The sequence below is a fragment of the Chryseobacterium edaphi genome (assembly GCF_025628985.1).
In the GTDB taxonomy this organism is placed as follows: domain Bacteria; phylum Bacteroidota; class Bacteroidia; order Flavobacteriales; family Weeksellaceae; genus Chryseobacterium; species Chryseobacterium edaphi.
Map to the genome: position 1 here is coordinate 733,502 of NZ_JAOTEM010000002.1, position 26,054 is coordinate 759,555.

Sequence of the window (26,054 nt, forward strand, 5' to 3'; positions counted from 1 at the left end):
TTCAAAAACTTTAGTCCACGCAAACTTACATATTTTTTTTATAAATTCATTAAATATATGTATATGTTAGTTATTATTTATTTTATATCCTTAATAATTGTGGGATTGTGATACTTTCAAATGTTTTTTATATTGAATATTTAATGTTATATTTGAATATTAAAATTAATTAAAATATGAAAATTATACCATTATTGTTATTTGCCATTGGTACTTCTATCTCTGGACAAAACGTATCTTTTGATCAGTCTGATAGAAGTATTATGATTAGAAACGGTGTTTTCTCTGAGTCTGAAAAGGATTCGAAAATTTTAGGATCACAATTTTTTACAGAATCTTATATTGATGCAGAAATTGTAAATGCAAATGCAAATGTAAAAGCCAAATATAATGCTTTCAAAGATGAAGTGGAGGTTTTAAAAGATGAAAAAGGATTTATAATTTCTAAAATACCCGAGTATAAAGTTGTAAAGTTTCTTCCTACCAATGAATATCTGGAACTCGTAAAATATTATGATGAAAAAGGTAATGAGACAGAAGGGTATTTATTCCAAGTCGCAAAAAAAGGAGATGTTGTATTATATAAAAAAGAAAAGATAACTTTAGAGAAAGGAAGAGCGGCTACATCATCTTATGATTCTGACGTTCCATCAAAATACAAAAGACAATCACCTAAGTACTTTATAACAGACGAAGGCGGCAAGATTTTACAATTCCCAGATAATAAAAAAAGAGTAATCGATTTATTTCCATCAAAAAAATCTCAAATAGAGGAATATATAAAAGCGAAAAAACCAAACTTTTCTCAGGAAGCGGATGTGATTAATTTTTTAAAGGCGATCTAAGACTATTGAATTTAAAATAAAGTTATAATTAAAATTTATTGGAATAAAATTATCCTTATAAATCTATAAGGTTCGTGATCAATTTAAATAGTACGGAACCTTTTTAATAAAACTAATTGTTTTTGATAATTACATTTTTTTACTTCAACAAATATTCAAAACTGAAATTTTTAAATGTTAAAATTTTATAATTTATTTTCCGTTAAAATTAAATTGTTAAAATATATCATTATAAGGCTTTTTATATAAATGGTGTATATGATATATGATTGAATAATTCATTAAATTCTATTCACATAGATAGAATAAAGTTAAAAAATTTGCGAGTATTAATATTTTTTAACATATTTGCAGCAAATAATATTAAATTTTGTTAATATGAACGTTAAATTAAGTGTATTAAGTGCTGGTGTTTTGTTCTTTATTGGTGGGCAAAGCTTACTCGCGCAAGAAACTGCAACCAAGAAAGATACTTTAGAAACAAAAATCGATGAAGTAGTTATTTTAGGTTATAGTAAAACTTCGTCAAAACCTAAGGACAATACTGCTACAGTAACAATCTCAGGAGAAAGGTTAGAAAATAGACCAAATTCTTCATTTTTAAGTTCGTTACAAGGAGAAGTAGCCGGTTTAAGTGTTAGTACAACTTCCGGTTCCCCAGGATCCGCAAAAATTGATTTAATTATTAGAGGGGTGTCTTCTATTAATTCTCAATCAGATCCTTTGTTTGTAATTGATGGTATGATTTCCAATGCTGTTCAATATCGAAATATAAATCCAAGTGATATTGAAAGCATGTCGTTTCTAAAAGATGCAGGTGCTACATCAATTTATGGAAATAGAGGAGCTAATGGTGTTGTTATTATTAAAACAAAGTCAGCAAAATTCGGTAATAGATTTGGTGTTACCTATAATGGAACAATTGGAATTAGCACATTGCCACAAACGAAGTATGATCTGTCAAATTCTCAACAATTGTTGACAATTCAAAGAGCTGCTGGACAAGGGCAGGGTGTTGGCATGACTGATGCTCAAATTGCTGGATATAGCACAAATACAGATTGGAAAAAAGTGCTTTTCAGACAAGGACTTACACAAAACCATGATGTTGCAATGGCTTTTGGAGGTGAAAATATTGCAAATTATACTTCTTTCGGTTATATGAATCAAGAAGGTGTTGTACCTACAACTGATTTTCAAAGATTTACTTTAAGAAATAACTTCAATGGTAAATCTAAAAATCAGAAATTCACGTTTGGTGCAAATGTTGGTGTTGCTTTTTCTAAAAGACATCAGTTAGATCAAGAAACTTCTACAACTATTGATGCTAATGTTGTTCAAAACCCTTTATTAGTAGGTATTACTGCATTGCCAACATTGGCTTCAGGTCAGTTTAGCAGCGGACAAGCTTTATTTAATTCAATCGGATCAGACTTTGGAAATGGTAAAAATGTTTATGTTTTAGAAGATGTTTTAAAAGGAACTTTGCCAAATGAACTTACTGAAACAAGTATTTTGACGAATTTTAATGCATCATACAAACTAACTGATGAGTTGACAATCTCTAACCGTTCTGGTGTTGATTATAAATATGGAACTAGAACCTTTGCAAGAACTCCTCAATCATATTTAGCAATAGTTGTTGCATCAACTTCCGCTACGGCTGCTGTGCCTAATCCATTCGGTGGATCAGAGAGTATGACTAAAACTAATGAGTTTAACTTTAACTCAGTAACGAGTATGAATTTTCATAAAATCTTTAATGAAGATCATACATTAGATGCAGGTGTTTATTTTGACTATGTTAAAACTCATTATTCTGCAACTGGGCAAACTCAGAATGGTTTAAACCCATTAAATTATGTTTTCGGTGCTGGAACTGGATATGTTCCATTTGATGTTAATAATCCTACATTTTATAGACCTACTATTAGTGCGTCTAAAGTTACCGCAGGAACGTTGGCTTACTTTGGTTCATTAGATTATGATTATAAAGGAAAATATGGTGTTGGCGGAGTAGTAAGAAGAGATGCTTCTTACAGATTCGTTGGAGATTACAAATGGGCTACTTTTTGGTCAGTATCTGGTAGATGGAATGTCGATCAAGAAAACTTTATGGAAGGTTCAGGATTTGATATGTTAAAATTAAGAGGTTCATATGGTACTCAGGGTAACCAAATGATTGTTGCTGCTGCTTACGGAACAAATCCATTATTAGTAGGAACAAACTTAGTAAGAAACACAAATACCGTTGGTTTAGGATATAATAATATAAACGGAGCATATTACACGAGCGTTATTGGTAATCCTACAGCGCAATGGGAGGAAATTTCTCAGTTTAATGTTGGTCTAGATTTTAAAACTTTAAAAGGGAGATTAGAAGGTACTTTTGATTATTATAAGAAGAAAACAGATAAGCTGTATAATGATATCAATTTGTCTGCAATCACCAGCTTATATGGTATCAATGGTAATAATGGATCTATGCAAAATGAAGGGGTTGAAGGAATGCTAAGATATACTCTTCTTAAAAATGAAAATGCTAGATTTACGGTATTTGCAAATGCTGCTTATAATAAGAGCAAAATCTTAAGCCTTGTAAAAGGTGATGAAACTGGAACAATTAGAAATGTTGTTGGTGGACAACTTGCCGAATGGACTTTAGTAAGATATGCTGGAGTAAATGCTAGTAATGGTAATTTATTATTCTTGGATAAAGATGGTAATTTAACTGAAGATCCAAATCCAAATACAGATGCTGTTGCTACTGGTAAAAACTACTTACCTAAATGGACTGGAGGTTTTGGTTTTAATTCTGAATATAAAGGTTTCTTTTTAGATGTGAATTTTACTTTCCAACAAGGCGCTTGGAGATATGATAACCAAATGGATTATGTGTATGATGCCACAACTGTAGGAGGATATAATGTTTCTTCTGATTTGTTAAATGCATGGACCCCAACAAATACAAATACAAATATCCCTTCATTATCTGCTGCGAATGCTGCGTTGTCAGGAAGTTCAGATAGATTTTTAAGAGATGCGTCTTTTATTAGACTTAAAAATGTTGTGTTAGGTTACTCTCTTCCTAAATCTGTTCTTGAAAATACAGGGATCAAGGGAGCGAAACTTTTTATACAAGGAGAAAACTTACTAACTTGGACAAAATGGAAAGGATATGATCCTGAGCCAGTATTTACTGTTTCAACATCTGTATATCCTAATGTAAGAACAATTTCAGTAGGAGCAAGCGTCGATTTTTAATAATAAATATAAAAGAAATGAGAAAATATATAAATAAAATTTTAATTATAGCATTTACTGCCGCTTTAACAGTATCATGTTCTGATGCGTATGATATTGTTCAAGATGGTGAGCTATCTGATGAAGCCGTATTTCGTTCTACTTCAGATTTAGAAAAATATTTAGCTGGATCTGTATATACTAGTATTGATACATCTAATGAAATTAAATTTACTTCAGTCTTTACTGACGAGGTGAGATTAGGTCCTTCAAATACTGGTCAAGATGTTGGCTTGCATAGGTTTATCCTTAATTCAAATGATGGATATTCTTCAGGGATTTGGCTAGGTTATTATACTACAATTAATAGAGTGAATAGGCTTTTGGAAGCAGCTGCTAAAATTGTTCCTACTGCTGGTGAGCAGGCTGGTTATAATAATATACTTGCCGAAGCTAGAGCGGTGAGAGCACTTGCATATATATCTTTACAATCATATTATTCAACAAATATGAAAGATAATAATGCTTTAGGTGTTATTTTATCAGATTCTGTTCCAGGAATCAACGATCAATTACCTAGAAGTACCAATGGCGCAATTTGGTCATTTGTTGAGGCAGATCTTCAGTTTGCATTTGACAATATCAATGCAGCCTATCAGACAACTAACGGTCATGCATCTCCGTTTTTTGTATCAAAAACTATGGTTAATGCACTGAGAGCAAGAATGTATACTTACAGAGGAAATTATACTTTGGCTAAGCAATACGCATTAGATGTTGTAAATAATTCTGGTTTAACACTTACATTGTCTACTCCAAATGCTCCAGGAACTGTTGGTAGTACTACTTGGAATAATGTATTTTATAGTGAAACAGCTAACCCAAACCCATACAGAAAAATTTGGAATGATACAGCTCCTGGAGAGAGTATTTTTACTTTGGCTAGATTAGTAGGTGGGACAGGTGGAAATATAGCAGCCCTATATACAACTAATACAACAAACATTACTGGATCACCTTTATTTGCTTTTGGTTTAAATTTATTTGCAAACCTAACTTCAAATACAAATGATATTAGAAGATATGCATTTATTGATCCTACTTCTACGCCTGCAAATAATATTTACGTGATTGACAAATATCCTGGAAAGGGTAACCAACCACTTAAAAATAATATTAAGGTAATCAGACTTTCAGAAATATACTTAATTTTAGCAGAGTGTGAAGCGCAAACCAGTCTTACCGCAGCTGCTAATTATGTTAAAGCTGTAAGAGATGCGAGAAAATATAGTGGATCTGCTGCTGTGCCAGTTTATGCAAGCAAACAAGAAGCTTTAAGAGATATTTTGAAAGAAAGAAGGGTAGAACTTTGCTTTGAAGGTCATCGTTATGTTGATCTTAGAAGATTAGGAGCTGAAGCAGCTGTAAGTATTGATAGAAATGCTGCAGATGATATTATTACTGCTCCTCTTACGCTTTCTATTTCTGATAATAGATTTACATTACCAATTCCAGCGGCTGAAATCAATGGAAATCCAACTATTCAGCAAAATCCTGGTTACTAATTATAACATTTAATTATTTAGTTATGAAAAAAATTTTAAGTCTAGTTACATTAGTATCATTACTATTTGTTTTTAATTCTTGCAAAGATGAGGAAGAAATTTATTATGAGGGAGATTCTTTAGTAAACTTTGATAAGACTGCTCAAATAGCAAATGTTATCTTAAATAATAACAATGCAGATTACTTAGTTACTTATGGTGTTACGAAAGCTTCACAATCAGACAATACAGTAGAAATAGTCTTTGACGCTGCAAATTCAACAGCTGTTTTAGGCACAGATTTTACTATCGTAGAAGGTACAGATGTTTTAAAAAGCGGTTCTGCTGTTGGAGATTTTAAAATTAATGTTAAAGAAAGTGCAGCCAAATTAGGAAAAAAAGCAGTTTTCACTTTGAAATCAAACACATTAGGTACGGCACCATTTAATAAAAAAGTGGAAGTTGCGTTCACACTGGTATGCCCTGCAGCAACTTTCCCGGGAGTGTTTTCAGTAAAAAATGTATTATTTGGTACCTATGATGTTGAAATTGTCGCAGGAACTGTAGCAAATACATTTATCCTTAAAGATTATATCGAAACAGGATTTGATATTACTGTAAACTTTAATCCTTTGACTGGTGAAGTAAGTCTTCCTGTTACACAACAATCAACAGGTTATGTAAATGGAGCCAATGGTGTAATTTTTATTAAACCAGCTATAGATGGTTCAAGAGGAACTGTAGATTTTTGCAATAAAATAATGAATTTAAGATTATCTTATGGTACACCAGGAGGTGCAACTTACACTTCTGGTGGGGCTACATCTTATGCAGATGTTTTCACAGGATACTAATTTTTATTAAAAAATACTCAAAGCCACCTTATTTTAAGGTGGCTTTTTTTTATTACTTTTGCGTAATATTACGCTTAATGAAATACTTACTTGTCTTCATATTTTTCTTTTGCTCGTTTTTTCAAGCTCAAGTCATCGTCAACAAAACAGATTCCAACCGATTGGATAAAAAGTTGTCAGATACTTTGGTAATTGACTCCGGTAAGAAAGACTCTTTAAAAATATTCAAACCAACCATTCAGGATTATCAATATCAGACGCAATTTTCTGAGAAGAAAGTTTTTGATACGGTGATGACATTTGATAAAACAAATGTTTTTTCACAATATAATAATAGGGATAATTTTGGTAGGGTTCAATTTGCTAATATTGGTGCAGGATTCAATCCCTTATCTTATGAAGTGAATGCTGAGGGAAATTTATCACTTTTGCCGGCAAATAAATCCTATGGTATTTTAGGTGTCAATGATATTAAATATTACGACGTCAAAACTCCTACCGCAACTTTTATTTATCATACCGCAATGCGAAATGGCGCTGCGCTATCATCCACTTATACTCAAAACATCGGTAAAAGATTCAATTTTGCTGTAGAATATATGGGATTGCGCTCGCAAGGTTTTTACAGAAATTCTTTAGCAGCCAATAACAATACTTTATTTTCCGGTCATTACATTTCAAAAAGTGGAAACTACGAACTATTTGCTCACTATTTACATCAAAATGTTAATAATGAAGAAAATGGCGGAATCTCAGATGATGCGCTTTTTCAATCTGGCAACAGTGAAAGTAACAAAGAAAATGCTCAGGTTAATTTAACTGGGTCAAGTTCTCAATTTTCCTACAGACGTTATTATTTAAGTCATCAGTTTACTCCTTTCGATTCGGAAAAATTTCCTTTTAGGATAAGACATACTTTGTCAAATCAAGGAAATAAATATTATTATTTCCAAGATGGGTTAGAAAATTACTGGTATGATACAGCTTCCGAAATTGTAAACGGATTTTCGCCTTCAACAAAAAAATATTCCAATAATTTCAGCAATACAGTTAGTTTGGTTTTAGATAATGAAAAATTTAAGCTAGACGCAGGTGTACGATATCAAATGTTGAAATTTGGTTTAAATGAAATTGATTTGCCACTTGTTGACGTTCCAGCCGAGTTAAAAGAAAACAGATTGGGAGCAGTAGGAAATTTGCAGGTAAAATTATTTGATAAATTTCAGTTAAATTCATTTTTAGAATTTTCAAATGGAAGTCAATTTGGCAATTATGTGAAAACAACAAACAACATCAAGTTTGAGCCGATCAAAGATTATTTTGTCAATGCAAAGGTTAATTTCCAAAGTGTTTACCCGTCGTTTAATTATCTTGCCAATTCTTCTGTTTATAGAAGTTTTAATTATTATCTTCAGGATGCGAAAAATCAGACAGTAACAGAAATTGGTGGTAATATTAATCTGAAATGGTTCAAATCTGAATTGTTTGCCAATTATTTCAGGATAGATAATTATACCTATTTCGATTCATCAGCAATGCCTCGTCAAAGTGACAATTCATTAAACATCTCTCAAATCGGAGGCGATGCAACTTTCAGCTATAGAAAATTTCACTTAAATACAAGAGTTCAGTTTCAGAGCGCCTTAACGAATAAAGAACTTTTACCAATGCCATCGTTCATCGGAAGAGCAAATTTCTTCTTCCAATCGAAAGCATTTAAAAACGCTGCGGAAATTCAGGCAGGGATCAAAGTGTATTATTTCTCAAAATTTGCTTCAAGAGAATATTTCCCAATTCTTAACGAATATATTCTACCAACAGCAGATTCCTTCTCTATCGGAGGGCAGCCTATCGCAGATCTTTATGTTAACATGAAAGTAAAAAAAATGTTCTTTTATATTGAAGGACAACAAATCGGAACTTTTCTTTCATATAACAAAGCCTACGCATTTCCTCATTATCCGGTCTATGATTTCAGGCTGAATATCGGAATTGTATGGTATTTGTTCAACTAAATTCAATCCAATTGAAAACAGTCAATAAAATAGCATTTAACGATATTGAGAGTATTCCTCAATTGGTTAAAGATTTTTTAAATCAAGAAATAGAAGGTTTTGAAAAACAAACTTTTTCATTTGATAATTTTGCTCAGCAGATCAATCAGAAACAAAACTTTTTTGACAATTCTCAAAGAGAAATCATTTATAAAGCATTCTCAGATCAGCTTTCAGAATTAAAACTTTCGTCCAAACAGAGAGAAAACATCGAAAGTTTAAAATTTCACAATACGTTTACGATCACTACAGGACATCAGTTGAATCTTTTTTCAGGACCTGTTTTTTTTGTGTATAAGATTTTGCAGACCATAAAAACCTGTACTAATTTACAACAGAAATTTCCTGATTTCAGTTTTATTCCGGTGTATTGGATGGCTTCTGAAGATCATGATTTTGCTGAAATTAATCATTTTAAAACCGAAAATAATTTTTACGAAATCAACGAGAAATCGGGTGGAGCTGTAGGTAGAATAAAAATCAACGATACCTTTTTTATTTCTGAATTTGAAAAGGAATTTAAAGATTCTATTTTCGGAACAGAATTGATTTTGATGCTTAAAGAAGCGTATAAAGTCGGAAATACTTTAACTGAAGCGATACAAATTTTGGTCAACAGATTATTTTCAGAATTCGGATTGCTGATTCTTGATGGCGATTCCAAAGCATTAAAAAATCAGGTTAAAGATATTTTTAAAGATGAATTGCTCAATTTCAGCTTGCATAAAACATCGAAAGAAAAAGTAGATTTTCTGACAGGAAAATATGGTAAAGTTCAGGTAAATCCGAGAGAAATTAATTTGTTTTATCTTTCGGAAACTAGGGACAGAATCGATTTCGATGGTGAAAATTATTTTGTTGTAGATACAGATAAGAAATTTACGAAAGAAGAGATTTTAGTTGAATTAGAGAACTTTCCGGAAAGATTCAGTCCGAATGCTTTGATGCGACCGGTTTTTCAGGAGAAAGTTCTGCCCAATTTAGCATACATCGGTGGAAATGCAGAGATCATGTATTGGCTGGAATTAAAAGACTATTTTACAAAAGTCAATATTCCTTTTCCGATTTTGATTCCAAGAAATTCAATGCTTTTTATTAAAGAGAAAACTTTAGGTAAAATTGAAAAACTGGATTTAAAGATTGAAGATTTTTTTCAGAATTTTACCAAAATTACCAACGCAAAAATTTTACAGAACAATTCTATCCTTGAAAGTCTTGACGAAAAGGAAAACAGCTTAATTCATAATTTTTCAGAATTGAAAAGTTTGGCAGAAACCACTGAAAAATCTTTTGGAAATTTGGTGAAAGCTGAAGAAGTCCGTCAGTTGAAATCTTTTGAAAGAATGAAAAAAAGATTGCTTCATGCAGAAAAAATTAAGCAAAACGAATTGCTTGAACGGCTAGAAATGTTATTTTTAAATGTTCATCCTGCAAAAACATGGCAGGAGAGAATTTTTAATTTCTCTGTGTTTTTTGCAGATTATGGCTATTCGTGGCTCGAAAACTGTTTGGAGGAAATGGAAGTTGAACAATCAAAATTAATAATTGTTGCCATTTAATTTTAAAGAAGTATTTTTGTACATTATAATATCGAAAATGATTAAGAGGTTTTTTTTACTGTCTGGTTTATGTATGTTTCTGAGTGTCTCTGCTCAGAAGACGCACACGGTTATAAAAGGTGATAATCCGTATAATATTTCAAAGAAATATGGGATTACTATTGATGAGTTGCAAAAACTCAACCCAAAAATCAAAGACGGAAAATTGGCGATTGGTGATGTTCTTAATGTGAAAGGAGGGAGTGCTGCAGTTGTAAAAGTAACTTCAGCATCTGTATCTTCTTCAAAAACAGGGAAAATTTATCTTCAGCCGAAACAGACGATTTACGGTATTACAAAGCAGTACAGAATTTCTGAAGCAGATTTAAGAAAATTAAATCCTGAATTAGATTCTCACATGAAGATTGGTGATGAAATTACGTTGCCAATAGACAGTATTAAAAAATATGGTGGAAATCTTGCGACAGTTGCTCCTGCAAAACCTACTGAAGCACCCGTAGAAACGGTTCTGCCAAGCAATACAAAAACAAAGGTAGATTCCGGAAACGAAAAATCAACAACGGTTCACACTTCCTCCAGTCAGGACGAATATGCGACGTATACTGTTGAGCAAGGAGACACAGTTTTCTCCATCGTTAATAAATTCGGAATTACAATCGACGAGCTGATTGCATTGAATCCTGATTTATCAAGAGGTTTGAAAACCGGAATGGTTCTTAAAATCAAAAAATTAGACGCAGCCTATACCAAGAAAAGTGGCGATGCATTGAGTATAGTTTTGATGTTGCCTTTCGGTTACAGCACCAACGAAACCCAATACAGATCAATGGCAGTCGATTTCCTTACCGGAGCAAAATTAGCCATTGAAAGAAATGCTGCAAACGGACAAAAACTGGATATTAAAATTGTTGATTCAGGTAATGAAGCCTCATTTAAAAGTTCATTAACGCAGATTAATCCAAATAACACAGATTTAATTGTAGGTCCTTTCTTCAAATCAAATGTAATTGATTTGCTTGACTTTACAAAAAATCAGAAGATTCCCGTTGTTGCACCATTTGCAAACTCCCCTGAATTATATAATTATAGCAATTTAATTATTGTTGAAACCAACGATCAGACGTATTCTGATAAAATCGTTGAAGAAGTAAAAGCAGTATATTCTGATCAGAAAATATATATCGTTGCAGATTCTAAAAGAGAAAATGCCAATTATATTAAAGCTAATTTAGAAAAAGCTGTTAAAAACGCTAATGTCGCGATCGTAAGTTCTGCTGCAGATATTCAGTTGGATCAAAACATGATGACAGGACAGTCTGCACCTGTAATTGCAATTTTGGCAAGTGATAATGATAATGTAGGAGAGGCTTTCTCAAGCAGAATGATTGCACTTTCGAAAGAAGTTCAGGGTATGAAAGCATTCAGTTTATACTCTGTACCAAGTTTTGAAAAGAAAGTCGATGAATTGAGTCAGGCAAGTTTGGTTTATCTGATGGACAGAAAAATCAATACCGATGGAAGCTTCGAAAAAGAAATCTTGGCAGCATACAAAGCTAAATACTGCAAAACTCCGGGTAAATATGCCGTAATCGGTTTTGATGTGATGAATGATATGCTGGCAAGAGAAAATAAGAAAGGAGAAATCTTTAAACAAATGAATAAAGTGCAGACTCAGCTTGCTACAAAATTTGAATTTGTGAAGTCTAAAACCAATGGAGCTTATGTCAATACAGGTTTCCGTGTTATTAGATTGGTTCCGTAAACTTAAAGTAATTCTACTTTTAACTATATATTTGTATTAATTTTTAAATCAATAAATGAAAGCACTTGTATTTCCTGGGCAAGGTTCACAGTTTGTAGGTATGGGAAAAGAATTGTACGATTCCCGTAAAGACATCAAAGATCTGATGGAGTATGCCAATGAAATCTTAGGATTTGATATTATTTCCATTATGTTTAATGGAGCAGATGAAGATCTGAAAAAAACTGAGGTTACCCAGCCTTCAATATTTATTCATTCGGTTGCTGCATTGAAAGCGGTAAACGGACTTGGTGCAGAAATGGTTGCGGGACATTCTTTAGGAGAGTTTTCAGCCTTGGTTGCTAATGGTGTTTTATCATTTGACGACGGTTTAAAGCTTGTCTCTGAAAGAGCTAAAGCAATGCAGGCAGCTTGCGACGCAAACCCAAGTTCTATGGCGGCGATTTTGGGATTGGATGATGCTAAAGTTGAAGAAATCTGCGCAACTATAGATGGAATTGTGGTTCCTGCAAATTACAACTGTCCCGGACAATTGGTAATTTCTGGTGAAACTGCTTCTGTAGAAGAAGCTTGCGTAAAGTTGAAAGAAGCAGGAGCAAAAAGAGCATTATTGTTACCTGTAAACGGAGCTTTCCATTCACCTTTGATGCAGCCGGCTCAGGAGAGATTGGCAGCAGCAATTGAGAATACGAAATTCAGAAAAGCTACAATCCCTGTCTATCAGAATATTACAACAACGGCTGTAACTGATCCTGAACAAATTAAAAACAATCTAATTGCTCAGCTTACAGGTCCTGTAAAATGGACACAGTCTGTGCAAAATATGATCAAAGACGGTGCTACCAATTTCATTGAAGTAGGACCCGGAAAAACTTTACAGGGTTTAATCAAAAAAATTGACAGCGAAGTTTCGTCGGCTTCTGCAATTTAAATTAAATAAGAATGGGCGAAATTTATTCACCGGGAAAGCTGATGCTGACTTCAGAATATTTCGCTGTAGACGGAGCTCTTGTCTTGGCTGTACCAACAAAGCTAGGACAAGAGTTTTTCTTTGAAGAAATACATGACGGGAAATCAATCATTTTCTGGGAAGCTTATCATCAAAATAAATTATGGCTAAAAGCGGTCATTGATTATAAAAACTGGCAGATCTTAGAAACCAATATTACTTCAAGCGCAGAGTTCATTCTTAAAACTCTCAAAAACGTTCAGAGTCTTTCTGAAATTCAATTTAAAGGTTCACAAACCTACCATCTAAAAACAAACCTACAGTTTCCATCAGATTACGGTTTAGGAAGCAGTTCAACTTTAATGAACAATCTTGCGGAATGGTCAGATATTGATCCTTTTCATCTCAATTCTATCAGTTTGGGAGGGAGTGGTTATGATATTGCGGTCGCAAATGCGAAATCGGCAGTCCTATTTCAAAATAAACCTGAAATTCGTTTTGAAAAGGTAAATTTCAATCCTAAATTTAAGAATGAACTGATTTTCATTCACTTAAATCAAAAGCAAGATAGTCGCGAAGGAATCAATCTTTATAAGTCTAAAACGAAGTCTCAAAATTTAGTCAATGAATTTTCTGATCTCACAAGAAATATTTTATTGTGTGATGAATTAGATAATTTTTCAGACCTAATGACGATACATGAGCAACGTATTTCTTATTTTATTGAAATACCGACAGTTAAATCAATTTTTTTTGCAGATTGTGCAAAATTCGTCAAAAGTTTGGGCGCTTGGGGCGGTGATTTTGTAATGAGTGCAAAATTTGAGGGCTATGAAGACTATTTTTGGGGAAAAGGTTTTTCAACCGTTTTTGAATGGAATGATTTAATTGATTGATTTTCAGTTAAATATATATGTCATTTTTTATTTGCCATTTTCACTTATATGTTTATATTTATCGAAGTTTAACAATTAGTTAATATGACTATGGTTAAGCCAACAAAAAGAAACAGAAAATATAAGTAAAATGAAAAACGCTAAAATCATCCAGGATTTACAAAAATTAGGGATTAAAGGAGAGTATGAATTAACTTATAATCCTTCGTACGAAGAGTTATATCAAGCTGAAGTTTCACCTGAAAACCAAGGGTTTGAAAAAGCTGAGCTTACAGAGTCAGGCGCAGTATCAGTTCAGACAGGAATTTTCACAGGACGTTCGCCTAAAGACAGATATATTGTTCAGGATGACGTTACGAAAGATACTATTTTCTGGGACGGTAAAGTAAACCTTCCTACAACTCCCGAAATTTTCGAATCTTGTAAAGATTTAGTTTTAACTCAACTTTCTGATGCCAAAAAAATCTATGTTGTCGATACATTTTGCGGTACTAATGAAGATACGAGACTAAAAGTAAGATTTATCGTTGAAGTTGCGTGGCAGGCGCATTTCGTAACGAATATGTTTATCCGTCCTTCTCATTACGATTTAGAAAACTATGGAGAGCCGGATTTCACAGTAATCAATGGTTCAAAAACTACAAACCCAAATTGGGAAGAACAGGAATTGAATTCTGAAAATTTCGTGATGTTCAACCTTACCGAGAAATTACAAATCATCGGTGGAACTTGGTACGGAGGAGAAATGAAAAAAGGAATGTTTGCAATGATGAATTATTACCTTCCATTGAAAGGTATGGCATCAATGCACTGTTCGGCAAACGTAGGTGAAGAAGGAGATGTAGCGTTATTCTTCGGACTTTCAGGAACAGGAAAAACAACTTTATCTGCAGATCCTAAAAGATATTTGATTGGTGATGACGAGCACGGTTGGGATAATAACGGAGTTTTCAATTATGAAGGCGGATGTTATGCGAAAGTAATCGATTTGTCGGCAGAAAAAGAACCGGATATTTTCAGAGCAATCAAAAGAGATGCGCTCCTAGAAAACGTTGTTGTTAACGACGGAATTGCTGATTACAAAGACGGTTCAATCACAGAAAATACAAGAGTTTCTTATCCGATTTACCATATTAATAAAATCGTTTTACCTTCAAAAGCAGGTCATGCAAGCAAGATTGTTTATCTTTCTGCTGATGCTTTCGGAGTTTTGCCTCCGGTTTCTATTTTAGATGAAAATCAGGCTCAGTACCATTTCCTTTGCGGTTATACTTCAAAATTAGCCGGAACTGAAAGAGGAATTACAGAACCTGAACCATCATTTTCTCCTGCATTTGGTGAAGCTTTCTTAACATTACACCCAACAATGTATTCTAAAACATTGATTGGAAAAATGAAAGAGCACGGTGCAAAAGCGTATTTAGTAAACACAGGTTGGAATGGTACAGGTAAGAGAATTTCTCTTAAAGATACAAGAGCAATTATTGATTCAATCATCGACGGATCAATTGAAAATGCTGATAAAACAATCATTCCTATCATGAATTTAGAGATTCCAACTTCATTACCAAATGTTTCTGAGGGGATTTTAGATCCGAGAAACACTTATAATGACGTTGCAGAATGGGAAGAAAAAGCAAGAGATCTTGCTGCAAAATATATCAAAAACTTCGAGCAGTACTGCGGTAATGACGAAGCCAAAAAGCTGATTGCTTCTGGTCCTCAATTGCAGGAACAGACCATTTAGAAATAGTGAAGAGCCTCATCGATTGATGAGGCTTTTTTATTTAAATAAATCTGCATAATCCGTTTGATCTCCAAGAGCAAAATTAACGCAACAATTTAGCATCATCTTTGAATAAATATGTGATTTGCAGAAATTTATTTCAAACTCAAAATAGCCAATCGATATCCGTTCATTCCAAAACCAGATAAAACCGCATCCGTAAAAGAAGCAGTCACAGACTTCTGACGAAATTCTTCTCTTTTGTAAATATTACTGATATGAACTTCCACTTTCGGCTTCTGAATGTTTTTTAAACAGTCTGCGATCGCATAAGAATAATGTGTAAAAGCTCCGGGATTAATCACGACCGCATCAAAATCATCTACCTGAAGTCTGTTGATCAATTCACCTTCAATATTTGACTGATAATAATTTAATTCATGGGAAGAAAATTCACCTTTTAATTTTTCTAAATAATCTTCCATAGAAATAGTTCCATAGATTTCAGGTTCTCTTGTGCCTAAGAGATTCAGATTCGGACCGTTGATAATTAAAACTTTCATAAGATAAAAATAAGAATTCTTTTTGTTTTAAGCTTAAAAAGATGAAGTCTGCAAGTTTTTTGCTAACTTATAATTTCAAATCTGATTTGATTTTATCATGAAAGAAGAAATCGAAAACAAACTAATCGACAAAAATACCAAACCTACAAGCATGAGGATTTTGGTGTACGATTTTTTAAGTTCTCAAAATACAGCTCTTTCGCTATCTGAAATTGAAAACTATTTTGAAAATGCTGACAGAACAACTATTTATAGAACTTTAAAAACCTTTGAAGAAAAGGGAATCGTTCACAGCATTCAGGAAAATACAACCACAAAATATATGCTTTGCCATGACGAATGTGATGAGAGAACGCATAAAGACAGGCATCTTCATTTTTACTGTAAGATTTGTAAAGAAACGACTTGTAAAGAAGACATTTCGATTCCCGAGAATATTCAGAATAATTTTAGGATTGATGAAATAAGATTTTTTGCAAAAGGGATTTGTGAAAACTGTTTAGAAAGTTTGCAATAGTATTGCATTGGCTTTAAAGCTAAATTTGCTTAAAATTATTTGTTATGGAAGAATGTTGCAGTACGAAACCAAAGAAACAGCACGATCACTCAGAACATGATGGTCACGATCATGAGCATTCTCATGATACGGATGATAAAACAATTTTTCAGATGTTTCTTCCGGCTATCATTTCGTTTTCTTTATTATTAATAGGAATTGCTTTCGATCATTTTATTGAAAATAATTGGTTCAATGGCTGGATTCGTCTTGTATGGTATTTGGTTGCCTACATCCCTGTAGGAATTCCGGTTTTAAAGGAAGCGTATGAAAGCATCGTCCAAGGCGATGTATTTTCAGAGTTTTTCCTGATGGGAATTGCCACGATCGGAGCTTTTGGGATAGGCGAGTATCCTGAAGGAGTAGCAGTGATGCTTTTTTATTCTGTCGGTGAAGTTTTTCAGGCAATTGCTGTGACAAGAGCACAGAGTAATATTAAATCACTTCTCGATCAACGTCCGGATGAAGTTACCATTTTAAAAGATGGAAAGCCTCAAATAGTAAATGCTGAAACTGTAAATATCGGAGAAATTATTCAGTTAAAATCTGGTGAAAAATTAGGTTTGGATGGCGAATTGATCTCAGAAAAAGGATCATTCAATACTTCTGCGCTCACAGGAGAAAGCAAACCCGATACAAAGATAAAAGGTGAAAAAGTATTAGCAGGAATGATCAATTTAAATACGGTCAGCCAAATTAAAGTGACGGCAGCGTTTAAAGATAGCAAACTAAGCAAAATTCTGGAACTCGTTCAGAATGCGACTTCTCAGAAAGCGCCAACAGAATTATTCATCAGAAAATTTGCAAAAATTTATACACCGATTGTGGTTTTCTTGGCTATAGGAATAACTTTTTTGCCTTATTTATTTGTAGATGATTATCAGTTTAAAACTTGGTTGTACAAAGCATTGGTTTTCTTGGTTATTTCTTGTCCGTGTGCTTTGGTAATTTCAATTCCTTTAGGATATTTTGGAGGAATCGGAGCAGGAAGCCGAAATGGAATTTTAATTAAAGGAAGTAATTTCTTAGATGTTTTGGCCACTATTCAGAATGTAGTGATGGATAAAACCGGAACGATGACGGAAGGTGTTTTTAAAGTTCAGGAAGTTCATTTTAATGATGAAGTTCATCAAGATGAAATTTTAAAATTAATCAATGCTTTGGAAAGTCAAAGCACGCATCCAGTTGCAACGGCAATTCATCAATTTGTTGGCGAAGTTGATCATTCAATTCAATTAGAAAATGTGGAAGAAATTGCAGGTTATGGTTTGAAAGCATTAATCAACGGCAAAGAATTGCTGGTCGGTAATTTTAAATTGCTCGAAAAGTTCAATATTCAGTTTGATTTTAAACCTGAAAATATTGTTTACACTTTGATTGCGGTTGCTTATAATAAAAAATTCGTCGGTTATCTTACCATTGCTGATTCTATTAAAGATGATGCTCAGTTGACAATTAATAAATTAAAATCTCTAGGCGTAAAAACAACGATGTTGAGTGGTGATAAAACTTCCGTTGTAAAGTTTGTCGCAGATCAGTTGGGAATTGAAAATGCCTACGGAGATTTGTTGCCGGAAGATAAAGTTAATAAAGTAAAAGAACTGAAATCTAAAAATCAAACTGTTGCTTTTGTTGGTGATGGTGTCAACGATGCTCCTGTTGTTGCTTTAAGCGATGTCGGAATAGCAATGGGTGGATTGGGAAGCGATGCTACTATAGAAACGGCAGATGTCGTTATTCAGGATGATCAACCAAGTAAAATTCCAATGGCAATTAATATTGGGAAGCAGACTAAGAAAATTGTGTGGCAGAATATTATTTTAGCTTTTGCCGTAAAAGGTATTGTTTTAATTCTTGGTGCAGGTGGAATTGCAACCATGTGGGAAGCGGTTTTTGCTGATGTAGGAGTTGCTTTGTTAGCGATTTTAAACGCTGTGAGAATTCAAAGAATGAAATTTTAGTTTAAAAAATAATCCCGCAGATTGCTTAATCTCCATAGTCATTTATTTTAAAGCTTTCCTTGATATTTTATATAGAAAGGTATTGATGATATTCATCATAAGTTAATCTGTAAACAGATTTTGCGTGGTATATTTGTAGTAAAGAGTTATCATTGAAGTTTTTCATTTCATTTTTTATCATTTTTACTATTGCAATCCGTCCGGTTTTGCCTTTGATCAATTATGCAGTAAACTATGAATATATTGTGAAAAATCTTTGCGAAAAAAAAGATATCATCGACTCAACTTGTAAAGGGAAATGTTTTGTAAGCAAAGAATTGGTGAAAACTGAAAAACAAAATACTTCCCGGATCATCAAAATTTCTGTTTTAGATGTTTTTCTTTCAAGCGAAATTTTCTCTTTTTCAAATATTAATAATGCCTTTGATGATTTAGATAAAGAGAATTCTTTATGTTTAAATAATCACCACTCCGAATATTTTTCAAAAATATTTCATCCTCCTGTAGCTTAAACATTATTCTAAGTTTTGATGGGCTCAAAACTTAATTTCATGTTAATCATTATCATTAATTTCAATTTAAATAAATGAAATCAATATTCATTTTGACAGTGTTTCTGTCAGTCTCAATGGTGTCCTGCAATCAGGATGCTCCAAAAGTTAAGCATAAAAAGAGTATGAATTCTTCAGGGAAGAATTTAACAAATATAAAGGTTGTCAATAAAGTAGATCCTATCTGCAAAATGGAAACGGCAGGTTTTACTAAAGATACAACAGTCTATAAAAATAAAGTGTATGGTTTTTGCAGTGCTTACTGCAAAGACGAGTTTAAAAAAGATCCTGAGAAATATGTCCAACAATAATATTCCGAAAAAAAGTTCAAAATCTAAAGTTATTATTCCTTTAGTGATTTTAGCTCTTCTGTTTCTGGGTATTGGTTTCGGGATGAGTTATTTTAAGAAAAGTCTTTATACCGTAATGAAAGTTCCTGATTTTGAATTAACAGATCAGAATAATCAAAAAATCAAAAATAAAGATATGCTTGGAAAAGTGTATCTCGTGGAATTTTTCTTTAGTAAATGTCCTACTATTTGTCCTGTGATGAATAGCAACATGAAAGCAATCGAAAATGAGATCAACAATTCTCATTTCGGAATCATTTCTATAAGTATTGATCCGGAAAACGATTCTCTGGAAGCTTTGAAATTGCATGCGAATAAAATTGGAGTGACATCACCAAACTGGCATTTTCTAACAGGAAACAGAGATTATATCGGTAAATTGGCTGATCAGTTTAATATTTACGTTGGCGATAAAGAGGATGAAAGTGAAAGCTTGAATCACAGCGGAATGATTGCCTTAGTCGATCGGGATGGAAACATTCGTTGTAGATATAATAAAGATCGAATGCCGATTTTGTACTATTCAGGATTAAATTACGAAGATGCTGAAGGAAAAATTCCCAAACTGACCGGGAAGTATCATCCTGATAGAGAAATTTTAATTGAAGATATCAGGAAATTATTAAAATAATGCAGAAAGTTTTATAATTAGTTATTCAAACCAAAGAAATAAATATTAACCATAAATAAAAAGTTATGAAGATTTTTAAAGTAGCTGCTTTTACTGCAGTATTTGCGGCGCAATTTGCGTTTGCACAATTTAAGCAAACACCATTACCTTACGCATATAATGCATTGGAAGGGAATATCGATGCTGAGACTATGGAGATTCATTATTCAAAACATGCTGCAGCTTATGTGAGTAATCTGAATAAGGCAATTGCCGGAACTCCACAGGAAAAGCAGACATTATTTCAAATTTTATCTAAAGCGGGTACGTTGCCAATGGCTGTAAGAAATAATGCAGGTGGTCATTACAATCACGAATTATTCTGGACAGTTCTTACTCCGCAGAAAGACACTCAGCCTTCTGCAAAGTTGTCTAAAGCAATTACTGATGCTTTCGGAAGCATGGATGCATTTAGAGAAAAAATGAGCAAAGCCGGTGCAGACCGTTTTGGTTCTGGATGGGCTTGGCTTTCTGTTGACAAAAGCGGGAAATTATTTGTTTCTTCAACACCAAACCAGGACAATCCTTTGATGGATGTTGTAGAAGAAAAAGGAACTCCGATTTTTGCAATTGATGTTTGGGAACATGCTTATTATTTAAAATATCAGAACAAAAGAGCTGATTATTTAACAGCGATCTGGAACGTTACCAACTGGAAAGAAGTGAGCAGAAGATATGATGAAGCTTTAAGCAAAAAATAGTTCTTCTAAATTTAACTAAATAGCCGCACATTGATTTGATGAGCGGCTATTTTATTTACTATTAATCTCTTTTAGAATAAATAATTTTCTTAAGGTGAAATTTGTTTAATTTTTAAGTCTAAAATACCTTCAACAAGATATTGTAAATTAAATCTTAGGTATTATTAGCAAAAAAAACTACTGAATAATTTCAGTAGTTTTTTGTAGCCCGTAGGGGAGTCGAACCCCTCTTACCAGGATGAAAACCTGAGGTCCTAACCGATAGACGAACGGGCCATCTACCATCGCGTTACAAGTAACGGGTTAGTAATTTTGAATTTTTAAAAGTTTCAATTCTTTTTATAAGTAGCCCGTAGGGGAGTCGAACCCCTCTTACCAGGATGAAAACCTGAGGTCCTAACCGATAGACGAACGGGCCTACTATAATTACGCTAACTTGTTAACGTGCTTAGTCAATTTGCTTTTCAAATTAGCTGCCTTATTCTTGTGAATAATGTTTTTCTTAGCTAATTTATCCAATAAAGAGATAACTTTTGGCAATTGCTCTGTAGCTGCAGCCTTATCTTCTTCATTTCTTAATACTTTCAAAGCTGTTCTAGCAGTCTTGTGGTAGTATCTGTTACGAACTTTTCTTTTTTCGTTTTGTCTTATTCTCTTTAGAGCTGATTTATGATTTGCCATATCGTTCAAATGTGAGTGCAAATTTATAAACTTTTTTTATACCAGCCAAATTTATTTTTAAAAAATTTAAACTTTATTCTGAGAGGTATTTTTTGAGTTTATCTAATGCTTGTTCTAGTTTTATATTCTGTTGTTCTTTTTCTATTTTTCTGATTGTGCTTGTCAGCATATTCAGTGCGTTGTTCCATTCCCCAGTGGTATTGGTGAAAGTTATTCCGTCGATCAGTACCTCAAAGGCACTTGCTTCACCGTTCCTGTAAAGTCTGAAACTTATCTTCTCATCTTTGCCTGTAATCCCTTCTTCATTGATCTTTAAATCGTAACTTTTTGGGTTCGTGTGGATTTTCTTAAAAAACAATTTTGCTTCCTGTATTTTTAAATCCGGCATGATATAAATTTGGTAGTCTATAGGAGAATCGAACTCCTGTTGCAAGGATGAAAACCTTGAGTCCTAACCACTAGACGAATAGACCAAATTTTGAGGTTGCAAAAGTATTAATTAACTTTTAAACTTCAAAATTATTTTTCTTTATTTGTTGATTTTCTGAATTACCGTATTTTTCACACCTTTGGCTTCCAGATCTTTCTGAAGTTTTACCGCATCTTCCAAAGATGAAACTTTTCCATAAGTATAATAGAATAGACCGTTGTTTTTCTCTCTTTCTGCATCTTTTAGAGTCTGCAAAATAAATGAGTTGGCGCTCAACTTATCTTTTCCGGTATAAACTTCGATAGTGTAATATCCTGTATTTAGCTTTTGATTTGGCATAAATCCTACTGCATAAGCATTTCGGAAACCGGCATCTTTGGCTGTTTTAATATTGATATCACGAATCGAAGCCATGTTGGTCACGCTGTAATAATATTTGTAAATACCATTCTCTTTTAATGGAAGAATATAATTTAATCCTTTTAAAGCCGGATCATCTTCATTGTATTTCACAGCAGAAGTCATAAGTAATATTCTGAAGTCATTTTTTAAAGGAACTTCTTCTTTCTTTTCTGGTTCAGGTTTTTTGGTCGCAGATGAACCGCCTGATTTTCTGTCAATTGCCCTTTTATAATCAATGATCGCATTAAAAATACTTTCTGAAATCTCTTCCTGTCCCTTATCAGAGGCCAAATAGTGACTCTCTTCAGGATGATTGATGAATCCCGTTTCGATAAGTACAGAAGGCATCGCATTCATACGGAGAACGTGAAGATTTTTTTGCCAAACTCCTCTTGAAGATCTTTTGTCTTTATTTACAAAATTATTTTCCACAAGTCCGCCAAGCAAAAGGCTGGATTCTAGATATTTACTTTGCTGAAGTTTTAATGCAATTAATGATTCAGGAGATCTTGCGTCGTAAGTACCAAAGGTCTGCTTATCTTTTTCATCGAGATAGATCACGTCATTTTCACGTTTTGCTACTTCGAGATTGGTGTCGTTCTGGTCAGGACCTTGTACAAAAGTTTCTGTTCCGTATGCAGTGGGTCTTTGAGAAGAGTTACAGTGTACGGAGACAAAAAGATCGGCTTTGCTTCGATTGGCAAGGTTGGTTCTGTCTGACAATGAAGGATATTCATCGATTTTTCTGGTATAGATTACCTTAAAATCTTTATTTTTTTCAAGCATTGCACCTACTTTAAGGACGATAGCTAGGGTAATATCTTTTTCTGCAATTCTTCCTATATCACTATACGATCTGTTCGCACCATGATCGCTTCCCCCGTGTCCAGCGTCTAAAACGACAGTGAATTTTTTCTGGGAATAAGCAAATTGTAGGGAAAGTATCAGAAGAAATGCTAAAATTATTTTAAATTTTCGTGTGTACATCTTACAGTTTTAAAAATTATACTAATTTTGAGCCTAAATTATATAAAAACAAAATTGGACAAAACCGTCTTCAAAAATATATTACAAATTTTAATTATCCTAATTTTTAACAGTTTTTTAGCACAGCAAACGCCTAAAAAATTAACGGAAACTACGGTAATTAAAGATACAATTTCCAAAAAGGATACCATAATTGTACAAAAGGAATCATTAGATGATGTACTCGACACAAAAGCCGATGATCAGCGCAGAGATGTTCCGAAGAGAATGATTTATCTGAACAAAAATGCTCAGGTAAAATATCAGGATATGCAGATTGATGCAGATTACATATCTATTGATGAAACCAAAAACATCATTTATGCAAGAGGAAAGCTTGATTCTTTAGATAAAGTCATAGAACCCGTTAAGGTTACTCAGGCGGGTAAATCTTATGAGACTGATAATTTCAATTACAATTACAAAACAAAACAGGCGATTGCTTATAATGCAAGAACCGAGGAAAGTCAAGGGATCATTGTAGCAGAAAAAACTAAAAAGTATAATGATTCTGTTTTCTTTATGAGAAGAGGTTTGTTTACGACCGATGATTATTTCATTAAGAAAAAAGATTCTTTGGCCGATTATCATCTTTTAGCTCCGCATATAAAAATGGTCAAAGGGAAAAACAGTAGTTCTCTTATTACCGGGCCTGTACAAATGTATATTGAGCAGGTTCCCACTCCTTTGATAATGCCGTTTGCAATTTTGCCTTTTTCAGATAAACGATCTGCAGGTATTCTGATTCCAAGCTTTGGAGAGAGACAGGATGTTGGTTTTTTCTTAAACGGAATTGGCTATTATCAACCCATCGGAGAACATTTTGATCTTAAAGTTTTAGCTGATATTTATACCAAAGGAAGCTGGAATTTGCGGCCTGAAATGAATTATCTCAAAAAATACCGCTACTCAGGTAATTTTTCTGCTGATATCGGGACAACAGTTCGTGGGATAAAAGGTCTTGACGATTACAACAAAACAGGAACTTACAGAATTGCATGGAGACATACTCAGGATGCAAAATCAAATCCGTTTCTTACATTCTCTGCGTCTGTGGATGTGACAAGTACAACATTCTATAATAATACGGTCAATAACAGCTATATTATGAATGAGAGTGTGCTTAGAACTCAGCAGAATTCCACGCTTTCACTCACTAAAAGATTTTTAAAACTTCCTGCAACGATTACAGGAACTGCATCATATTCGCAAAACTTTGCAACAGGATTGGCTGATTTACGTTTACCTCAAATGAACGTTGCGATCAATCAGTTCTATTTATTTGGATCTAAAACTGGTGTAAGAACCGGACTTATAGAAAATATTACCGTAAATACAGGTTTAAATTTAACCAACTTTGTGAGTACAGGTGAAGGTGAATTGTTCACAAAAGCAATGTGGGATAAATTGCAAACAGGGCTTAAAAACAATATTACATTAGGAACCAATACAACCGTTGCAAAATATTTCACTTTCAGCTTGGGAGCGAATATTGACAATGCCTTAACCACAAAAACGTTGACGAAATTATATGATCCTATAGAAAATGCTATTGTTGATCAGGTTAATAAGAAAGTAGCGGGTTATTCTACATTTTCTACAACGGCTAGTTTGCAGACACAACTTTACGGTCAGGCAAACTTTAAAAAAGGTTCATCTATCGAGGCAATCAGACACATGATGACGCCGAGTATAGGCTTTACGTATTCCCCTGATTTTGGTGGGTCAGGTTTCGGATATTTCAGAAATTATTATGATGCCAACGGAGCTTTAACGCCTTATTCAATTTTCGATAACGGAATTGTGGGTGCACCGACATCCGGAATGGTAGGAGCTTTAGGTTTCAATATCGGAAACAATGTTGAGATGAAAGTTAAATCTAAAAGCGATTCTACAGGCGTAAAGAAAATCAAAATTTTTGAATCTTTAAGTCTTTCAGGAAATTACAACTTCGCAGCAAAAACGCATCCTTGGTCTGTAATTTCAATTAATGGTCAGTCTTCGTTTTTTGATAATAAATTAAGTGTTAACACAAGTTTGACTTTAGATCCTTACAAAATTTTATATATTCCTGGTGAGGAACAAGGAGTCAGAACAGAGAATTTCGGACATTTTAGTGTGCAGGGATTCAATCTTCAATTGTCATATCCTTTAAGCAGCGAACTTTTCGGAGAGAAAACCGATTATGCTAAAAAATATGGTTCGAAAGGTGAAATCAGGAATGAAAATTATTATTTCGATGATGATAATTACGCTCATTTTGATCAGGCATGGACGCTGAACGTAAACGCTAATTATGCCTATTCAAGAGGTGCTACAAGAACTTCAAATAAAATTGCATCAATCGGTTTAGATGGGAGTATTAAACTTACCCCTTTCTGGAATATCAACGGAAGTACCCATTACGATGTGGTAACCAAAGAACTTGCGTACACAAGAATCGGATTTTCGAGAGATCAGCGTAGTTTTACAATCAATTTCAACTGGGTTCCTTTCGGACAGTATAAAGTGTATGACTTTTTTATCGGAATTAAGGCAAACATCTTAAGCGACGCTCTGAAATATAAAGACAGAAGCTTTACGCAGCCAAACCCATCTTTCTAAGATCATATTGATTTTAGAATTTAAATTTTATATTTGCAGCAAAATAAATCCTTGTTAAAACGGCATGATTTTCACTTATAATAAATCGAAAGCCAAAGGAAAAAATTGAATAATTAATAATCTCATC

General features: G+C 33.5%; 21 protein-coding genes and 3 tRNA genes. 17 read left to right on the top strand and 7 right to left on the bottom strand.

Going from position 1 to position 26,054, the window contains the following annotated elements:
• The first annotated feature begins 176 nt into the window (after window positions 1-176).
• The 10 genes from NZ698_RS11670 (at window position 177) to pckA (ending at window position 15,453) form a co-directional block, all read left to right on the top strand.
• Window positions 177-845, top strand: a complete 669-nt coding sequence (locus NZ698_RS11670; RefSeq protein WP_263003310.1) for a hypothetical protein — start codon at window positions 177-179, stop codon at window positions 843-845.
• Between the two features lie 378 nt (window positions 846-1,223).
• Window positions 1,224-4,109 (top strand): SusC/RagA family TonB-linked outer membrane protein, encoded by a 2,886-nt coding sequence (locus tag NZ698_RS11675; protein ID WP_263003311.1) that lies wholly within the window; start codon window positions 1,224-1,226, stop codon window positions 4,107-4,109.
• Between the two features lie 17 nt (window positions 4,110-4,126).
• Window positions 4,127-5,653: a RagB/SusD family nutrient uptake outer membrane protein gene (locus NZ698_RS11680; protein WP_263003312.1), complete on the top strand. Its 1,527-nt coding sequence runs from the start codon at window positions 4,127-4,129 to the stop codon at window positions 5,651-5,653.
• A 23-nt stretch (window positions 5,654-5,676) separates the two neighbouring features.
• Window positions 5,677-6,486, top strand: a complete 810-nt coding sequence (locus NZ698_RS11685; protein WP_263003313.1) for a hypothetical protein — start codon at window positions 5,677-5,679, stop codon at window positions 6,484-6,486.
• Between the two features lie 77 nt (window positions 6,487-6,563).
• Window positions 6,564-8,501 (top strand): putative porin, encoded by a 1,938-nt coding sequence (locus NZ698_RS11690; protein WP_263003314.1) that lies wholly within the window; start codon window positions 6,564-6,566, stop codon window positions 8,499-8,501.
• A gap of 11 nt (window positions 8,502-8,512) precedes the next feature.
• Window positions 8,513-10,099, top strand: coding sequence for a bacillithiol biosynthesis cysteine-adding enzyme BshC (gene bshC, locus NZ698_RS11695; RefSeq protein WP_263003315.1), 1,587 nt, complete (start codon window positions 8,513-8,515; stop codon window positions 10,097-10,099).
• A gap of 37 nt (window positions 10,100-10,136) precedes the next feature.
• Window positions 10,137-11,861 (top strand): amino acid ABC transporter substrate-binding protein, encoded by a 1,725-nt coding sequence (locus NZ698_RS11700; protein WP_263003316.1) that lies wholly within the window; start codon window positions 10,137-10,139, stop codon window positions 11,859-11,861.
• Between the two features lie 55 nt (window positions 11,862-11,916).
• A complete protein-coding gene (gene fabD / locus NZ698_RS11705; RefSeq protein WP_263003317.1) occupies window positions 11,917-12,792 on the top strand; it encodes an ACP S-malonyltransferase in 876 nt (291 codons plus the stop codon).
• An 11-nt stretch (window positions 12,793-12,803) separates the two neighbouring features.
• On the top strand, window positions 12,804-13,706 hold the full coding sequence (locus NZ698_RS11710) for a GYDIA family GHMP kinase (RefSeq protein ID WP_263003318.1): 903 nt from the start codon (window positions 12,804-12,806) through the stop codon (window positions 13,704-13,706).
• 130 nt (window positions 13,707-13,836) lie between these two features.
• Window positions 13,837-15,453 carry a phosphoenolpyruvate carboxykinase (ATP) gene (gene pckA / locus NZ698_RS11715; protein WP_263003319.1) on the top strand — a complete coding sequence of 539 codons (1,617 nt, stop codon included), beginning with the start codon at window positions 13,837-13,839 and terminating at the stop codon, window positions 15,451-15,453.
• 134 nt (window positions 15,454-15,587) lie between these two features.
• Here the strand turns inward: pckA and NZ698_RS11720 are convergent, their stop codons facing one another.
• Window positions 15,588-15,995, bottom strand: coding sequence for a type II 3-dehydroquinate dehydratase (locus tag NZ698_RS11720; RefSeq protein ID WP_263003320.1), 408 nt, complete (start codon window positions 15,993-15,995; stop codon window positions 15,588-15,590).
• A 97-nt stretch (window positions 15,996-16,092) separates the two neighbouring features.
• Between NZ698_RS11720 and NZ698_RS11725 the strand changes: the two genes are divergently transcribed.
• From NZ698_RS11725 to NZ698_RS11750, 6 genes are all read left to right on the top strand, one after another.
• Window positions 16,093-16,512 (top strand): Fur family transcriptional regulator, encoded by a 420-nt coding sequence (locus NZ698_RS11725; RefSeq protein ID WP_263003321.1) that lies wholly within the window; start codon window positions 16,093-16,095, stop codon window positions 16,510-16,512.
• 44 nt (window positions 16,513-16,556) lie between these two features.
• The gene (locus tag NZ698_RS11730) at window positions 16,557-18,512 is read left to right on the top strand and encodes a heavy metal translocating P-type ATPase (RefSeq protein ID WP_263003322.1); all 1,956 of its coding nucleotides are present in this window, start codon (window positions 16,557-16,559) and stop codon (window positions 18,510-18,512) included.
• 152 nt (window positions 18,513-18,664) lie between these two features.
• Window positions 18,665-19,024 (top strand): hypothetical protein, encoded by a 360-nt coding sequence (locus tag NZ698_RS11735; protein ID WP_263003323.1) that lies wholly within the window; start codon window positions 18,665-18,667, stop codon window positions 19,022-19,024.
• A gap of 74 nt (window positions 19,025-19,098) precedes the next feature.
• Entirely contained in the window at window positions 19,099-19,374 is a 276-nt protein-coding gene (locus NZ698_RS11740; RefSeq protein WP_263003324.1) for a YHS domain-containing protein, read from the top strand.
• Window positions 19,361-20,044: an SCO family protein gene (locus tag NZ698_RS11745; protein WP_263003325.1), complete on the top strand. Its 684-nt coding sequence runs from the start codon at window positions 19,361-19,363 to the stop codon at window positions 20,042-20,044. Before NZ698_RS11740 ends, NZ698_RS11745 begins: the two co-directional genes overlap by 14 nt.
• Window positions 20,045-20,109: 65 nt before the next feature.
• Window positions 20,110-20,784: a superoxide dismutase gene (locus tag NZ698_RS11750; RefSeq protein ID WP_263003326.1), complete on the top strand. Its 675-nt coding sequence runs from the start codon at window positions 20,110-20,112 to the stop codon at window positions 20,782-20,784.
• 204 nt (window positions 20,785-20,988) lie between these two features.
• Here the strand turns inward: NZ698_RS11750 and NZ698_RS11755 are convergent.
• The 6 genes from NZ698_RS11755 to NZ698_RS11780 form a co-directional block, all read right to left on the bottom strand.
• Window positions 20,989-21,060, bottom strand: a tRNA-Glu gene (locus NZ698_RS11755).
• A 70-nt stretch (window positions 21,061-21,130) separates the two neighbouring features.
• Window positions 21,131-21,202: transfer RNA gene (locus NZ698_RS11760), tRNA-Glu, on the bottom strand.
• Window positions 21,203-21,210: 8 nt separating this feature from the next.
• Window positions 21,211-21,465, bottom strand: coding sequence for a 30S ribosomal protein S20 (gene rpsT, locus NZ698_RS11765; protein ID WP_050378252.1), 255 nt, complete (start codon window positions 21,463-21,465; stop codon window positions 21,211-21,213).
• Window positions 21,466-21,538: 73 nt separating this feature from the next.
• A complete protein-coding gene (locus NZ698_RS11770) occupies window positions 21,539-21,853 on the bottom strand; it encodes a hypothetical protein (RefSeq protein WP_263003327.1) in 315 nt (104 codons plus the stop codon).
• A 10-nt stretch (window positions 21,854-21,863) separates the two neighbouring features.
• Window positions 21,864-21,938 (bottom strand) — tRNA-Glu (locus tag NZ698_RS11775).
• A gap of 56 nt (window positions 21,939-21,994) precedes the next feature.
• A complete protein-coding gene (locus NZ698_RS11780; protein WP_263003328.1) occupies window positions 21,995-23,284 on the bottom strand; it encodes an N-acetylmuramoyl-L-alanine amidase family protein in 1,290 nt (429 codons plus the stop codon).
• A gap of 54 nt (window positions 23,285-23,338) precedes the next feature.
• On the opposite strand from NZ698_RS11780, the gene NZ698_RS11785 reads away from it, so the two are divergent.
• Entirely contained in the window at window positions 23,339-25,927 is a 2,589-nt protein-coding gene (locus NZ698_RS11785; RefSeq protein WP_263003329.1) for a putative LPS assembly protein LptD, read from the top strand.
• The last annotated feature ends 127 nt before the right edge of the window (window positions 25,928-26,054 follow it).